The organism is Campylobacter coli, assembly GCF_009730395.1.
In the GTDB taxonomy this organism is placed as follows: domain Bacteria; phylum Campylobacterota; class Campylobacteria; order Campylobacterales; family Campylobacteraceae; genus Campylobacter_D; species Campylobacter_D coli.
Map to the genome: position 1 here is coordinate 537583 of NZ_CP046317.1, position 15709 is coordinate 553291.

Consider the following 15709-nt stretch of genomic DNA (forward strand, 5'->3'; position numbering starts at 1 on the left):
TATATGGCTTTAGATTTTGTCATCTATCTTAGACTTTAATAAATTGTTTTAGTCGTCATATTCTGTATATAAAATCGTACCATTAAAATCAATATGTACTTCTATATTGTTAGTAAGCTTGATTTTGTAATAATTGATTTTTCTTTCGATTTCTCTAGCTTTTGTGTTGGGAAATTTGTTTTGAATGATATTTGTTAAATTTGGAGGTAAAAAATTTAAATCAAAAGGAAAGACCTTACTTTCTATCTCTTTCCATGAACCATCGCTTTCAAATTCTAATTCTGTCCCATCGCTCAAATAAACCTCATAAGCGTGCTTATCTCTTTGTACTATACCTATGGGAGCTTGAAAATTATTTTTTAAAAATTCTTTAGAAATACTTGGAAGCTCATCGGGAGATATTATAATATCAGCGTTTAAAAAAGTGGATAAGATAGCTATAATGCCGTAAAATTTTATTTTCAAAAGTTTTTCCTATTTATTATTTTGCACTAAATTTTAGTGAATTTATGTGAATTTTATGTGAATTTCAAGACAATAACATAAATATTTTAAAGGTTGTTTTTGGTTGTAATTTTACTGATTCTCTTAAATATCTTATTCTATTTTACAATTCCTTATGGGTATTATAATTTGCTTGGGTTAAATATTTTGTTTTTCAAAGGAGCTTATTGGCAAATTTTAAGTTCAATGTTTATGCATGGAAATTTAACTCATCTCATCCTTAATATGATAGTTTTATTTCAATTTGGTCGTATTTTAGAGTCTTATTTAGGTGCTTTGCGTTTCTTTTTATTGTATATAATTGGCGGATTGATGTGTTCGCTTTTGAGTGCTTTTTATGTATATTTTTCTTTTTATTATTTTGGTGGGATGATAAATCTTGTAGGAGCAAGTGGAGCAATTTGTGTTTTGATGGGGTATTATGCTTTTCTTGATAAAAGTAGTACAAAGGGTCTTATAGTCGCTATTTTACTAATGAGTTTTGCTCCATTGCTTATGGGTGTAAATGTCGCATGGTATGGGCATATTTTTGGTTTTATTTGTGGATATTTTTTAGGGAAGTTAAGGAGAAAAATTTGAAAAAAATATATATATTAAGACATGCAAAGGCTGTTAAGGATGAGGAAGTGCAAGATTTTGATAGGAAGTTAAATAAAAGAGGTAAAGAAGACTTAGAAAAGCTTTTTTATAATTTAAAAACCCATGCGATAAAATTTGATTTTATACTTTCAAGTCCATCTAAACGCACTGCTAAGACAGCTAAAAAAATAGCCGAATTTTATAATTTTGACAAGGAAAAAATTCAATTTATAGATGAGCTTTATCTTGCTAATTTGTCTAAAATATATCAAATTTTACAAACTATCGATAAAAAATATAATGAAGTTTTATTAGTAGGGCATAATCCTACTTTAATGGAACTTGGAGAATTTTTAGGCTCTTTATGTTTGACTTCTTTTCCTACTTCATCTATGCTTTGCTTAGAATTTGACATAGAAGACTTTAAGGATTTAAAAGCGCATAGCGGAAAAGTGATATTTTTTGAACATGTGAGAAAATTAAAAGAGGAAAAGGAGTTGGATTAATTACTTCCAACCCTCGATATAGTTTTTGAGTTTTCTACCCACTTTTGGATGTTTGAGTTTTTTAATTGCAGAGCTTTCTATTTGTCTTACTCTTTCGCGTGTAACATTTAATTCTTTACCTATTTCTTCTAAAGTTCTATCGCTTTCATCGTCCATTAGACCAAAACGCATACGAATAACTGCTTTTTCTCTATCGTTTAGTTGATCAAGAACTTCATCAATTTGCTCTTTTAAATCATCTTTTAAAATGTGATCCATAGGCGAGAGTGAATTTCTATCTTCTACAAAATCCCCAAATTTGCCATCATCTTCACTGCCAATAGGCGCCTCAAGTGAAATAGGCTCTTTTGTGATTTTAATCACTTGCTTAACCTTATCCACACTAAGTCCTACTTCTTTGGCTATAACACTTACATCAGGCTCTTTTCCGTCTTTTTGCAAATGCTCGCGTATAATTTTATTGATTTGATTGATGGTTTCTATCATATGAATAGGTATTCTTATAGTTCTAGCTTGGTCTGCGATCGCTCTTGAAATAGCTTGTCTTATCCACCAAGTTGCATAGGTTGAAAATTTATATCCTCTTTTGTACTCAAATTTATCCACTGCTTTCATAAGACCTATATTGCCTTCTTGGATAAGATCTAAAAAAGGTAAACCACGGTTTGTATAACGCTTAGCAATACTTACAACAAGACGCAAATTTGATTTAGCCATTCTAGTTTTAGCTTCATCAGAAATTTTTTTACCTCGTTTGATTTGCTCTAAAATTTCTTTCAAGCGCTCTTTTTCTAAGTCAAAGCTTTTCTCGCTCGCTTCTTTAGTTTGAAAAAGTTTTTTTATCTCCATGTAAGTGCTTACCATAGTCGTTTCAAGCGCTCTTTCGGTAATTTCTTCCTTGCTTAATTTTGTAATATCTTTTAAGATATTAGCATGACGATTTTTTAATTCTTCAGAAAACATTGGCAAACGGTATTCTAGGCGTTTTAATTCTTTATCGAATTCTTCATCGCTTTTTAAGGCAGTTTCCATTGATTTTACAATTTCACTGATGAGTTTAGAAGTTGGACCTAGATCCATCAGCTTTTCTTTTAGAATATTTTTCTTAAAAGCAATTCCAAGTTTGTCTAAAATTTCATCTCCACTTTCTTTATCTTTAGAAACTTTTAGCCAATCTTTTTTTGCCTTCTCTAAAGCTTTAAATTTTTCTATGACTTTTAAAGTTCTTTCATCTTCTTTTTTGCTTGTTTTTTTAGGAGTTTCTTCTTCATTTTCTAATTCTTCATCGTTTTCTTCATCCTCGTCCTCTAGTTCATCAAGCTTATCATCATTTTTTTCTTCATCATCAAAGCTTTTGAAAAGTTCTTTTACTCTTCTTTCTCTATTGATCAGTGGTTCACGATAATCTAAAATAAAGTCAATCAAATAAGGCACGGAACAAAAAGCATCTATGATAATATCTTCACCAAGTTCAATTTTTTTGGAAATTTCGATTTCTTCATCTTTATTTAAAAGTGCAATTTGCCCCATTTCTCTTAGATACATACGCACAGGAGAATCCGATCTGCTCCATTCTAGCAAATCATTTTCATTGGCTAAATCAAATTCATTCTCAAGACTAGTATCTTGCAATTTTTGTTTTTCTTCTTGCAATCTTTTTGCATCTTCTATATTTTTCATTTGTGCAATTTCAGCAGCCGAAAATAACTGTACTTTATACTTTTTCATTAAAGTTTGGACTTTTTTGGCAGTGGCTGAATTAGGTTGCTTGCTGAAGTATTTTACTAATTTTTCGTAAGTGATATAATCTTTTTCGTTTTCTTTAAAGAGCTCTTCAAGTTCCATATCTTGGGTTTTGGCATTCATTGAACTTCCTTAACTTTTATATAAGCTTTAGATTTTATCTAAATTTTGCTTAATATTTGTATAAAATTTAGTTCTTATTGTTTAAATATTTTTTCAAATTTTTCCAAAGCCCTGTTAAAATTATAATTTTTTCTTTTTAAGATATAAAAATTACGCCAAAGATTAATATTTTTTAATTTTACCTCATATAAAATTGAATTTTTTAATTCTTTTTCTATACTTTTTTTAGAAAAAATAGAAATAGCATTTTTTTGGATAACGAGTTCTTTAATAGCAGACATTCTATCGAGCTCTAAAAAGAATTTAAGTTTTTTGGAAACATCGCCTATTTCGTTTAGAAATTTATCTCTAAGCCCTGAGCCTGTTTCACGCAAAATCCATTTTTGTTTAAGTAATTCATCGATATAAAATTCTTTTTGGCTTAAATTTTTATTACTACTAGCAACTACAAGTTCATCTTTTTGCCAAAATTCCATTTTTAACCCTTCGTGATCGATTAAAGTAGGATTAAGTTCTGCTTCAACAATGGCAAATTCTATATCTCCATTTTTTAATAAATTTAAACATTCTTTTGAATTTTGAGTTTGAAAATGTATTTTAACATTGCTAAATTTAGATTTAAAATCAAATAAAATAGGAGCAAGAAAGTGTTCAGCTATGCTTTGAGTAGCAGCGATCTTGATTTCTCCTAAGAGGGTATTTTCATCATTAAGTTCTTCTAAGCTTTTGTAATAATCTTGCACAAGTTTTAGCCAAATTTTACCCAAATATAAAGCTTTTGGAGTAGGTAAAAGCTTTTTTCCTAGTCTTTCAAACAATGCTCCGCCTAAGTCCTGCTCTAAATTTTTAATAATGATGGAAACATTAGGTTGTGTGATGGAAAAATTATTGGCGGTATTTGTAGGACTTTGAGTATTTAAAAGATCTAAAAAAATTTCCATATCTTTGATTTTCATTGAAGTTCTTTCTATCTTTTTTGATTAAAAAAATTTATTATAAAAATTAAAATAATATATTTTTATTATAATATAAAAATGACTATAATGGCAAGAAAATATTTAATTGTAATTTTATAATTGCAAATTAAAGGAGAAAACATATGATAAAAAAAATAGAGCATTATAAAAATATACTGATTTCAAATTTTAAAGGTTTGATTTTTACAGCCTCTATAGTGTTTTTTGCAATGTATCTTTCAAGTGTTCAAAGTATTAAAGATACAACCCATTTAGCAGCAGCTGCTTTTGCTATTATTATAGGAGCATTACTTTCACCTTGGTTTTTTAAATACCAACATCATTTACAAGCAGGAGTGCACTTTAGTGCTAAAAAACTTTTAAGATTGGGTATTATCTTATATGGTTTTAATATTACTCTAACCGAACTTTTAAGTGTGGGATTAAAAGGCTTTATACTTTCTATGATAGTTATATTTTTTATTTTTATTTTAGCTTTGATTGTGGGTGTAAAGGTTTTTAAACTAGATAAAGAAACTTCCATGCTAGTAGGTGCTGGAAGTGCTATTTGTGGAGCAGCAGCTGTTTTAGCCTTAGAATCAAGCTTAAAAAGTGATCCCTTTAAAGGAATTCTAGCCGTTGGTACAGTGGTGATTTTTGGGCTTGTTTTTATGTTTTTATATCCCATAGTTTTTTCTTTAGATCTTTTTCCTTATTTTAATCAACATGCTATGGGTATATTTATGGGTGCAACTTTACATGAGGTAGCCAATGTTGTAGGAGCTGCTGAAATGGCGAAAGATATGGCAAATTTTGATCAAAGTGCTTCAAATATTGCCATTATTATAAAGATGATGAGAGTGATTTTGCTTGTGCCATTTTTATTGATTATAACTTATTTTTTTGCTAAAAATCAGCATTCAAGTAAGGAAAAAACAGAAAAAAATATAAGTATTCCTTATTTTGCATTTATTTTTTTAGGAGTGATTGTTATAAATACTTATTTGGCAAGTAGGGAAAATTTTCTTGGAATTTCTACAAGTGATATTATATCTTTTGGAAAATTACTTTGTACTCTTTGTATTGTTTTTGCTATGGCTGCTTTAGGACTTCAAATCGACTTTAAAAAATTCTTAAAAAGTGGCTCAAGAGTTTTTGGTTTAGCTTTTGTTTTGGGATTGGTTTTGGTTTTTGGAGGATATTTTCTGACCCTATTTTTTCGAGGTATACTTTGGTAATAAAAATTACTATTTAGAAAAAATTATTTTTTTATAAAAATATGCTATAATTCTCACGCAAATCAAAATTTTATTAAAAAAGGATAAAAAAATGAAAAAAATGTTTTATGGCATCGCAGCCTCTTTGATACTTGCAACAAGTTTGAGTGCTGTTTCTTTCAATCAAGATAGCTTGAAAGTTAGTTTTGAAGGATATAAGACCGAAGATATGGTAGGAGTGGGTGGAGAATTTAAAGATGTTAAATATAAATTTTCTAAAAATACTAGTACTTTGGCAAGCTATTTAAAAGGTGCTAGAGCAGTGGTAAATCCAAGCAGCGTTTTTATGGGTGAGGGCAATGAAATCATTACAGATAATCTTGCTAAAGTATTTTTCCCTAGTTTGCTTGGAAATTCAGATATTAAAGTGGTTTTTAAAGATGTAGTTACAGGTGAGAATAAAGGCGTGATCTCAGCTAGAGTAACTATAGATAAAAAGAGCACGCTTGTGCCTTTAAGCTATACTATAGAAAACAATAAATTTGTAGCCAAAGGACAGCTTGATTTACATGCTTTTAAAAATAGCTCTCAAGCTCTAAAAGCTTTGAGTGATGTTGCACCAGGACATGGCGGAATTTCATGGCCTTTAGTAGATATCGTTTTTAGCGCTGATGTAGTACAATAATTACAAAGTGGTATTCATACCACTTTGAGTATTTTTTAAAACGCAATACCTTCTTAAGCCATTTTCAAAAATATCATAATCTTTCAACCCTTCTACTTCATCAAAAATTTCACTTCCTTTCCAAAGTATAAAAATTGTTTTTTGATCACTTATATTTAAACAAAGTTTTATTAAGGGTTTTACATCCATAAGAGCTCTTGAAGTGATAATATCGGCTTTAAATGAGCTTTTATAATTTTCAACTTTTTCTTTGTATACGGTTAAATTTGTTAAGTTACATTCTATTTTGATACTTCTTAAAAATGCAGCTTTTTTTGGATTGGGTTCAAAAAGATGAAAATTGCTTGGTAAAATAAAGGCTAAAAAAATAGCAGGAAAGCCAGCACCGCTACCGATATCGACTATATTTTTTGCCTTTGAAAAATCAAAATATTTAAGAATTTCAATGCTATCTAAAATATTTTCATCTATATTTTTTAATTGAGTGAGATTATGAATGCGGTTAAATTTATTTAGAATTTCTTTATAGATTTTAAGCTTAGCCCTAAAATCTTCTTCATTAAAATCAGATAAAATTAAATTTAAAAAATCCAAATTCAAAGTAAATGCCCCATTTGATTTTGTTTTACCTCTAAATAATTTGCATTGAAGCGGTTAGGATTTATAAGTATAGGAACGCGCGCCATGATTTTATCTTGTATAGAGTGAATTTTTTGTGGATTGTTAGTAAGTAAATTAACCTTAGAAATTTTATAATGTTTTAGTATAAATTCTACTATTTCATAAGTTCTCTCATCAGCCTTAAAGCCTAGTTGGTGATTAGCTTTTATGGTATCAAAACCCTTATCTTGCAAAGCATAAGCATTGACTTTATTAAAAAGTCCAATTCCACGTCCTTCTTGCCTTAGGTAAATCACCATTCCACCATGTTTTTCTATATATTTTAATGAAAATTCAAGTTGTTCTCCGCAATCGCATTTTAAGCTTCCTAAGGCATCCCCTGTTAAACATTCTGAATGAATTCTTAAATTTAGGATATCTTGTGGAGTGTTTTTAAATATACATAAATGTTCTTTTTCTCCTTCTTTGAAGCTTTGAATTTGAAAACTACCCCATTTGCTAGGTAGATTTGCAATTTCTGAAATTTTTATATCCATTTGCTACTCTTTATAATCAAAATTATGATAACATTGTAGCAAAAAAAGGACAAAAAATGTTTAAAAGATTCCGCAGACTTAGACTTAATGAGAGTTTAAGGGCTATGGTAAGAGAACACACTCTTAGTATTAATGATTTTATTTATCCTCTTTTTGTTGTAAATGGTAAAGGAATTAAAAAAGAAATTTCATCTATGCCTGATGTATTTCAAATGAGTTTAGATGAAATTTTAAAAGAATGTAAAATCATAAGCGAGCTGGGTATAAAAGCGATTATTCTTTTTGGTGTTCTTGAAAATGATAAAAAAGATAGCTGCGGAAGTGATGCGATGGACGATGAGGGACTTATTGCAAGAAGTATAAGAGAGATAAAAAAAGAATTTCCAAATCTTTTTGTTATCAGCGATCTTTGCTTTTGTGAATATACTGATCATGGGCATTGTGGGATAATTGATCCTAAAACCAAAAGTGTAGATAATGACGCAACTTTAGAAATTTCAGCCAAGCAAGCCTTAGTCCATGCAAGAGCGGGGGTTGATATGATAGCACCTAGCGGGATGATGGATGGTATTATAGAAACTTTACGCAAAGCCTTAGATGAGGAAGGTTTTGAAAATTTGCCTATAATGGCATATTCTACTAAATTTGCTTCAAGTTATTATGGGCCGTTTCGTGATGTAGCGGATTCAACGCCAAGTTATGGAGATAGAAAAAGCTATCAAATGGATTTTGCAAATGGAAAAGAAGCCTTAGAAGAAAGCTTGGAAGATGAAGCACAAGGAGCGGATATTTTAATGGTAAAACCCGCTTTAGCTTATCTTGATGTAGTGAAAGAAATTTCACTTCATTCTAATTTGCCTTTGTGTGTTTATAATGTAAGTGGTGAGTATGCCATGCTAAAAGCAGCGGGTCGTGCAGGAGTGATTAATTATGAAAAAGTTTTATATGAGACAATGATAGCTTTTAAAAGAGCGGGTGCAAAGCTAATTATCACTTATCACGCTAAAGAATTAGCTAAAATGTTAAAAGGAGAAAAATGAGACATTTTTTAACACTAAGAGACTTTTCTAAATATGAAATTTTAAGTCTTGTAGAGCATGCAAGCGAGCTTAAAAAAAATCCCAAAAAGCTTTTGCAAGATAAAACTTTAGCAATGATTTTTGAAAAAAACTCCACAAGAACTAGAATGGCTTTTGAGCTTGCTATCACAGAGCTTGGTGGAAAGGCTTTATTTTTAAGCAGTAATGATTTGCAATTAAGCCGAGGTGAGTCTATAAAAGACACAGCTAGAGTTATTGGGGCGATGGTTGATTTTGTAATGATGAGGGTAAACAAGCATGAAAGTTTAGTAGAATTTGCAAAATATTCTAAAGCACCAGTTATCAATGCTCTAAGCGAGCTTTATCATCCAACGCAAGTTTTAGGGGATTTACTCACTATAAAAGAATGTGGCAAAATGAAAGATGATATAGCTAAGGTAGCCTTTGTGGGCGATAGCAATAATATGTGTAATTCTTGGCTTATTGCAGCTGCGATTTTGGGATTTGATTTTAGTGTTGCATTGCCAAAAAATTATGAAATCAATAGTGAAATTTTAGAATTTGCCAAAGAAAAAGCAAAAATTTCGGGAGCAAAAATCTTTTTGACTCATGATAAATTTGAGGCCATAAAAGGTAAAGATGTAGTCATTACCGATACTTGGGTTTCTATGGGTGAAGAGAGTGAAAAAGAAAAGAAAATTAAAGATTTTGACGGCTTTATTATTGATGAAGAGGCTATGAATGCGGCAAATCAAGATGCGATTTTATTGCACTGCTTACCTGCTTATAGGGGTTATGAAGTAAGCGAAGAGAGCTTTGAAAAGCATTCAAAAGTGATTTTTGAAGAAGCAAAAAATCGCCTTTATGTGGTAAAAGCCTTGCTTTGCTTTTTAAATAAGGAAAAATAAGATTTTATATAATTTCATAAGTTGGAGAAGATAGGATAAGGAGTTTTTAGTGAAAGAACTTGAAAAATATAGCAATTGCTTAAAACGCATTGATGAATTTAGCCAAAATTTAGGCATGAAAAAAGAGGATAGAGCTATATTTGAAATGAAGCAAAGTGAGAATGAAAACGAAAAATGCTTGATACTTAAAAATGGTAGTTTTGATTCTCCTGAACCTTGGTTTATAATGGATGAAAATGATCAAATTCATACACTTATTTCTTTAAATAGTCTTAAAAATATTTTAGAAAATTTAAAACAAACTCAAAAAGAGAATTTTGAACTTCGCCTTGAAAAAGCGATTTATCAGCAAATTCCTATTGATTTTAGTGATGTGTGGATAGTGGCAATGGATGAGATAAAACGCAAGGCGCAAGAGGGTGTTATGGAGATCAGTATTGATCTTGAAAAATTGCTTGCAGATATTAAAAAAGAACATCCAAATTTATTTGTAGATATGCAAGCTATGGTAGAAAGGGTAAAAAATAATGAGAGATTATAAGGCTTTTGTGAAATATTCTAAGGCAGGACCGCGTTATACTTCTTATCCTACTGCAGTGGAATTTAACACAAATTTCAAATATGAAGAATATATAGAAATTTTAAAAAAGCAAAACAAAGCTTTATCGCTTTATTTTCATTTGCCTTTTTGCAGAAGTGCTTGTTATTTCTGTGGCTGTAATGTTATTTATACCGCCAAAGAAGAAAGTAAGGAGAGATATTTAAAATATCTTTTTCAAGAACTTGATATTTTAAGCACTATTATAGATACTAAAAGAGAAGTGGTGCAAATGCACTTTGGTGGTGGGACGCCTACTTTTTTTAGTGCTAAACAGCTAGAAAGTTTAATTTTAAAAATTAAATCTGTTTTTGGAAATTTTACCAAAGATGCTGAAATTAGCTGTGAAATTGATCCGCGTTTTTTAAATGAAGAGCAAGCTGATGTTTTAACCAAAAATGGTTTTAATCGCATCAGTTTTGGCGTGCAAGATTTTGATGAAAGAGTGCAAAAAGAAATTCATAGAATTCAACCCTTTGAGCTAACGCAAAATGCTTTAAAATTGGTAAGAGATAGGGGGATAAAATCTGTCAATATGGATTTGATTTATGGTTTGCCTTTTCAAAGTTTGCAAAGCTTTGCTAAAACCTTGGAAAAAGCTATGCTTTTAAATCCGGATCGTTTGGCTATTTTTAATTACGCTCATGTACCTTGGCTTAAGAAAAATATGAGAAAATTTGATGAAAATACTTTGCCAAGCCCTGATGTTAAGCTTGAAATTTTGGAATTTTGTGAGAAATTTTTGACTCAAAATGGTTATAAAATGATAGGTATGGATCATTTTGCCAAAGAAGAAGACGAGCTTTTTAAAGCTTTGGAAAATGGGACTTTACATAGGAATTTCCAAGGCTATACTACTAAGGACGGCGCAGATTTGATCGGTATAGGACTTACTAGTATAGGAGAAGGACAAAGTCATTATGCACAAAATTTTAAAGATATGCCAAGCTATGAAGCTGCGATTAGCGAGGGAAGATTGCCTTTTGAAAGAGGGATTAAGCTAAGCTATGATGATGAGCTTAGAAAAGCTGTGATTATGGATTTGATGGCAAATTTTAGACTAGATATTAAAGCTATAGAGAAAGAATTTAAAATCAATTTTAAAGAGTATTTTAAAGAAGATTTAAAAGCTTTGGAGGAATATAAAGAATTTATTGATTTGAGTGAAAATTTTATTTTAGTAAATGAAACAGGCGTTTTGTTGATACGAAATATAGCTATGTGTTTTGATGCTTATATGAAAAATATAAGTGAAGATAAAAAAGTCTTTTCTAAAACGGTTTGATGGGATGGTGATGAATTTTAGTCAAATAAGTGATGCTTGCGTTAAATGTGGAAAATGTATTCCGGTTTGTACTATTCATGAAGTAAATCGCGATGAAACTACAAGCCCTAGGGGTTTTTTAGATCTTTTAGCAGCTTATAAGGAAGAAAAATTAGAGCTAGATAAAGAGGCTAAAAAGATTTTTGAATCCTGTTTTTTGTGTACAAATTGCGTCGAGGTTTGTCCGAGTAAATTAAGAGTAGATAATGCCATCGAAGAAGTGCGCTATGATATAGCTAAAAAATTTGGTATAGCATGGTATAAAAAAATTATCTTTTTTTTCTTAAGAAGGCGTAAAATTTTAGATTTGGTCGCGAAATTAGGCTATGTGTTTCAAAGCTGTGCTTTTAAAATTCAAAGTCAGGATCAAAATGTAGGTATGAAGGCTAAATTTTCCATGCCTTTTGTTAAAAAAGGAAGATTGCTTACGAGTTTTAATAAAAAAAGTTTTTTAAATTCAAACCCTGATTTTATCGACAATGGAGGAGAAAAAACTGTAGGTTTTTTTGTGGGTTGTTTGGCAAATTATTTTTACATAGACACAGCTAATGCTGTACTTAAAATCGCCAAAGAAGTAAAAATCAATGTGGATTTAATGAAAGAGCAAGTTTGTTGTGGTGCACCGCAATTTTTTACAGGTGATTTTAAAAGTGTTGAAATTTTGGCTAAGAAAAATATAGAATATTTTGAAAAAAAATTAGAAAAGCTTGATGCTATTATCATTCCTGAGGCAACTTGCTCGGCAATGTTGAAAATAGATTTAGAACATTTTTTTAATATGCAAAATGAGCCAGAGTGGGCCAAAAGAGCTCAAAAGATTTCCTCTCGCATCTATATGGCTAGTGAGTATTTTTATAAATTTACAAATTTAAAAGAGCTTTTAGAAAGTAAGAAAAAGCTTAATTATAGCATTACTTATCATGATCCTTGTCATGCGAGAAAGATGCAAGGGGTTTTTAAAGAGCCTAGAGAGCTTTTAAAAGCAAATTATCATTTCGTTGAAATGAGTAATCCTAATGCATGCTGTGGTTTTGGTGGGGTAAGTATGCAAACGGATTATTATGATAGGGCTTTGAGCGTAGGACTTAAAAAAGCAAGTATGATTGATGAAAGCAAAGCTTGTGTAGTTAGTGCCGAATGTTCGGCATGTAGAATGCAAATTTCAAATGCTTTGGAGCAAAATTCTAGTAAAGCAATTTTTGCAAGTCCTTTGGAACTTATAGCGAAAGCCTTATAGATGAAAATAACTTTTCAAGGTAAAAGTGATGAATATGAGATAGAAAAATCATATTTTTACAATAGGGCATTTATAGTTAAGGATAAAATTCCCAATAGAGATAAGATCGACTTTATAACTGATAGTGTAAGGCTTTTGGAATTTAGTGATCATAGCTTTGAATTTGATGAAATTTTAAAATGCTTGTATGATGAAAATGAAGAAAATACCATCATAGTAGAGGAAATTTTTATAACAAGTCAAATAAAACAAGATGAAGAGCCACGCAATCCACCTTTAGAAATAAAGATTGATGAAGCTCCTAAAAATAATACAAGATTTACTCCTTTTAATACTTTTTCAAGAATCTTTAACAAGGATTGCTTTATTTTTACATCCGATAATTGTGAGCAAAAAGAAAGTGTGAAGGTAGAAAAAAATCAAAAATTGAATATTTTTGAATCATTGAAAATTGAAGATTTAGATGCTAGTTTTGTAAAGATTGAAATTTTAGATTATGATGCTAGTAATGACAGTGTGAATTTTGACCTTGATGCCTTTCCTAGCGGAGCAAGTTATAAGTATGGAATTTCTCAAAACACCATGTATATAATTTTACAAGGAAAAATGCCAAGCCTTTTACTTCTTGATTTTTTAAAAAGTTTTGTTTATAAAAACAAAAAAGAGCTAGCTTGTGAGAAAACATTTGTTTTAATGTTAAATCACAAGTTAGTTTATGAGCTTAAGGCTTTTTTTACTTGAAATTATTTGTTGATACTTTCAATATCAGAGCGATTTTTTTCAATCAAAGAGCGATTGTTTTGAGTAGTGTTTTTAAGTTCATTCACTTCTTCTTTTATATTTTGTATGCTTTGATTTAAAAGCTCAAGTTTTTTCTCATAGCGCATGATGAGCATAAATACAATAAATAAAAATATAATAATTAAAAATACAAAAAAATACTGCACTTGTTCTCCTTTATTCTCACCTATAATACTATAAATAATTTTCTTAAAAAGAGATGATTTTAGGTATTAATTTTTAATTTCATAAAATTAAACAAAATAAAACAAATATTTTTTAAAATTATATCTATATTGAAACAATATTTTTAAAATTGATTATTAAATAAGAGGGTATGGCGAGAGATAAATTGTGTTTGGAAATTAATCTAAAATTTCAAGCACAATTTCTTCTTTTAAACCCTTGTTTTGAATTTCTTTAAGACTTAAATTAGATGGAAGATGATTTAAAATCTCAGCATTGTTTTTAGCTTTAATTCTTGCGCAAAGAGCAAGTAAAATCCCCCTATAAGCTTTAGCAAAATGGCTAACTACCTTACCCTTTTTTATAAATTTATAAGTACTAAATTTACGCTTTGGGGTGTAAAATTTATCATAAAAACCCGCTCTTAAATCAAGCAGTTCTTCATTTTTTAAATATTCATCTAAAGCTTTACTAAAATGTTCTTTGTAAAATTTTTCTAAAGCAAAATTATTTATTTTCGCGCCTTGTTTGAATTTATAAAAAGGCAAATGATCGCTTGCTTTAACTACCCCGAAAAGATTTGAAAAAATAAGAGTGTTTTCAAGGATGTATTTTTGACTTTCTTTATCTAAAATATCAAAATTTAAATACTCATAACTCACCCCGCTATAAAGCGTTATAGCTTGTTGGGTAGGAGAATTTTTTAAATCTCTTTGAAAATTAGAAATTTCATTTTCATTTTTTATACCAAAAAGTTCTTGCAAGGCTTTCAAATCAGCGTTATTGATATATTCTTCATATTTTTTTACAGCTTGCATTCTAAAATCAAATAAATTTTCAAATATAAAAGAGCTTTTATCTATAGGTTTTTCTTTGCAAGTATCGTTTTTGCTTTCGCTAGGAGAGAATAAAATTTTCAATTTTGTCCTTTTTAAATCTTTAAAATTAAAGACTAAAAAGTATCGAAAAATATATAAAACTAGGCTTAAAAAAGGTAAAAGAGTATATGGAGATTTCTCTCCATATTACTTAAAAGCCTGTTGCACCTCCAAGCATTATAGGTATCATCATAAAGCCAAAAAGTATTCTAAGTGTTTCTGTAAAGTCTTGATTGTTAACAGTTAGCTTTTCTACTGCGTTAATACCTTCTTTAGGATAATCACTTAATGCAATAGGTTTAAATTTAGCTTCTAAATCAAGTTTATAGACTTCATCTTTTGTGATTTCATTTAGAGCCAACAAAGCTTTATCTATAAGCAAGGTTTGTTCTTCATTTTGACTTTGAATTTTAAGAGCTTCTAGGCCACCTTTAGCGATTGTTATATAATTTTCAAAAACACCCTGGGTATCTAAAGAAGAGTTAATTTTAAAATTATTTAAGATAACGCTTTCTTGTATAGGTTGAGCAAATCCTTGCTGATCTAGAAGTTCTTCTACGGCTTTTTCATCTATTGCATAGGTTTGTGTATTGTATTTAATTCCTGCTTTTTCGAAGAAATCAAGCAAGCTTTGTTTGTAGTCAAAATTTAAATTCATATCGAAATTTAAGTCTTGATTGTTTATTTTCATGTTGAAATTGTTATTATAATCGCTATTTTTTACAAAAAGTGAATTTTCAAATGAAAGTGTAAAGACACCCGAACTAAGTTTAGCGAGATAATCTTGAATCTTTGGATCGCTTTGAGATAAGCTTGCATTGATATCGCTGATTACTTTTTCTCCAAGTTTAAATCCTTCTAGGGTAAAACTTGTTTTTAAATTTTTATTTTTACTCAATAGATTATCGTAATAATCTTTTAAAGAGATTAAGCCTTGCTCCTCTCCTGTGTAAATTTCATTAGAATAAATTTCTAAATTTTTTGCTTCGATGAGTTTTTGCTCTGTTTGGGTATTGTCTTTTGCAAAAACATTAAAATTAGGGCTTGAACATCTAAGAAACATTCCATCGCCTTTACAAGAAAAATTAGAAATTTCTATTCTTACACCCATATCTTGTTGAAAATCCTTAAGGGTTTCATTTATTTGAGTGTTAAGACGCTCCTCATATTTTGCAACTGTTGTTTTATCAAGCGAGTTGCTGCACGCTGAAAAGAAAAATATAGTACCTAGGGTTAGAGCAATACTTTTTTTCATAAAATCTTCTCCTTAATATAGTTTTATAAATTA

18 protein-coding genes are annotated in these 15709 nt (G+C 29.8%); 10 read left to right on the forward strand and 8 right to left on the reverse strand.

What is annotated here, in order from left to right; translation table 11 throughout:
• Window positions 1-48 precede the first annotated feature (48 nt).
• Window positions 49-465 carry a PepSY-like domain-containing protein gene (locus FOC43_RS02660; protein ID WP_002778997.1) on the reverse strand — a complete coding sequence of 139 codons (417 nt, stop codon included), beginning with the start codon at window positions 463-465 and terminating at the stop codon, window positions 49-51.
• A gap of 99 nt (window positions 466-564) precedes the next feature.
• Between FOC43_RS02660 and FOC43_RS02665 the strand changes: the two genes are divergently transcribed.
• Complete coding sequence (locus FOC43_RS02665) at window positions 565-1083, forward strand: rhomboid family intramembrane serine protease (protein WP_002778996.1); 519 nt, start codon at window positions 565-567, stop codon at window positions 1081-1083.
• A complete protein-coding gene (locus FOC43_RS02670) occupies window positions 1080-1589 on the forward strand; it encodes a SixA phosphatase family protein (RefSeq protein WP_002790467.1) in 510 nt (169 codons plus the stop codon). The genes FOC43_RS02665 and FOC43_RS02670 overlap by 4 nt, the downstream gene beginning before the upstream one ends.
• Here the strand turns inward: FOC43_RS02670 and rpoD are convergent, their stop codons facing one another.
• Both rpoD and FOC43_RS02680 read right to left on the reverse strand, forming a co-directional pair.
• Window positions 1590-3455 carry an RNA polymerase sigma factor RpoD gene (gene rpoD, locus FOC43_RS02675; RefSeq protein WP_002778994.1) on the reverse strand — a complete coding sequence of 622 codons (1866 nt, stop codon included), beginning with the start codon at window positions 3453-3455 and terminating at the stop codon, window positions 1590-1592.
• A gap of 74 nt (window positions 3456-3529) precedes the next feature.
• Complete coding sequence (locus tag FOC43_RS02680) at window positions 3530-4411, reverse strand: LysR substrate-binding domain-containing protein (protein ID WP_002778993.1); 882 nt, start codon at window positions 4409-4411, stop codon at window positions 3530-3532.
• 143 nt (window positions 4412-4554) lie between these two features.
• Here FOC43_RS02680 and FOC43_RS02685 point away from each other — a divergent pair, with 143 nt between their 5' ends.
• A complete protein-coding gene (locus FOC43_RS02685; RefSeq protein WP_002781930.1) occupies window positions 4555-5649 on the forward strand; it encodes a YeiH family protein in 1095 nt (364 codons plus the stop codon).
• Window positions 5650-5740: 91 nt separating this feature from the next.
• Entirely contained in the window at window positions 5741-6313 is a 573-nt protein-coding gene (locus tag FOC43_RS02690) for a hypothetical protein (protein WP_002784799.1), read from the forward strand.
• Here FOC43_RS02690 and rsmG read toward each other — a convergent pair whose 3' ends face one another.
• Both rsmG and ribA read right to left on the reverse strand, forming a co-directional pair.
• Window positions 6314-6913, reverse strand: a complete 600-nt coding sequence (rsmG, locus tag FOC43_RS02695; RefSeq protein ID WP_002781929.1) for a 16S rRNA (guanine(527)-N(7))-methyltransferase RsmG — start codon at window positions 6911-6913, stop codon at window positions 6314-6316.
• Complete coding sequence (ribA, locus tag FOC43_RS02700) at window positions 6910-7470, reverse strand: GTP cyclohydrolase II (protein ID WP_002778984.1); 561 nt, start codon at window positions 7468-7470, stop codon at window positions 6910-6912. Before ribA ends, rsmG begins: the two co-directional genes overlap by 4 nt.
• Before the next feature lie 56 nt (window positions 7471-7526).
• On the opposite strand from ribA, the gene hemB reads away from it, so the two are divergent.
• The 6 genes from hemB to FOC43_RS02730 are packed head-to-tail and all read left to right on the forward strand — an operon-like array spanning window position 7527 to window position 13318.
• Complete coding sequence (gene hemB, locus FOC43_RS02705) at window positions 7527-8510, forward strand: porphobilinogen synthase (RefSeq protein ID WP_002778983.1); 984 nt, start codon at window positions 7527-7529, stop codon at window positions 8508-8510.
• On the forward strand, window positions 8507-9418 hold the full coding sequence (argF, locus tag FOC43_RS02710) for an ornithine carbamoyltransferase (protein WP_002778981.1): 912 nt from the start codon (window positions 8507-8509) through the stop codon (window positions 9416-9418). The genes hemB and argF overlap by 4 nt, the downstream gene beginning before the upstream one ends.
• A gap of 49 nt (window positions 9419-9467) precedes the next feature.
• Window positions 9468-9959, forward strand: a complete 492-nt coding sequence (locus FOC43_RS02715) for a DUF2603 domain-containing protein (RefSeq protein WP_002778979.1) — start codon at window positions 9468-9470, stop codon at window positions 9957-9959.
• A complete protein-coding gene (gene hemN, locus FOC43_RS02720; RefSeq protein WP_002778977.1) occupies window positions 9946-11301 on the forward strand; it encodes an oxygen-independent coproporphyrinogen III oxidase in 1356 nt (451 codons plus the stop codon). Before FOC43_RS02715 ends, hemN begins: the two co-directional genes overlap by 14 nt.
• Before the next feature lie 10 nt (window positions 11302-11311).
• Window positions 11312-12577, forward strand: coding sequence for a (Fe-S)-binding protein (locus FOC43_RS02725; RefSeq protein ID WP_002778975.1), 1266 nt, complete (start codon window positions 11312-11314; stop codon window positions 12575-12577).
• Window positions 12578-13318 carry a DUF5416 family protein gene (locus tag FOC43_RS02730; protein ID WP_002778973.1) on the forward strand — a complete coding sequence of 247 codons (741 nt, stop codon included), beginning with the start codon at window positions 12578-12580 and terminating at the stop codon, window positions 13316-13318.
• Between the two features lie 2 nt (window positions 13319-13320).
• On the opposite strand, the gene FOC43_RS02735 is transcribed toward FOC43_RS02730, so the two are convergent.
• The 3 genes from FOC43_RS02735 to FOC43_RS02745 form a co-directional block, all read right to left on the reverse strand.
• Window positions 13321-13524, reverse strand: a complete 204-nt coding sequence (locus FOC43_RS02735; protein ID WP_002778970.1) for a hypothetical protein — start codon at window positions 13522-13524, stop codon at window positions 13321-13323.
• A 198-nt stretch (window positions 13525-13722) separates the two neighbouring features.
• Window positions 13723-14463, reverse strand: coding sequence for a YaaA family protein (locus FOC43_RS02740; protein WP_002778968.1), 741 nt, complete (start codon window positions 14461-14463; stop codon window positions 13723-13725).
• 109 nt (window positions 14464-14572) lie between these two features.
• Entirely contained in the window at window positions 14573-15676 is a 1104-nt protein-coding gene (locus FOC43_RS02745) for a JlpA family lipoprotein adhesin (RefSeq protein WP_002778967.1), read from the reverse strand.
• Between the last annotated feature and the right edge of the window lie 33 nt (window positions 15677-15709).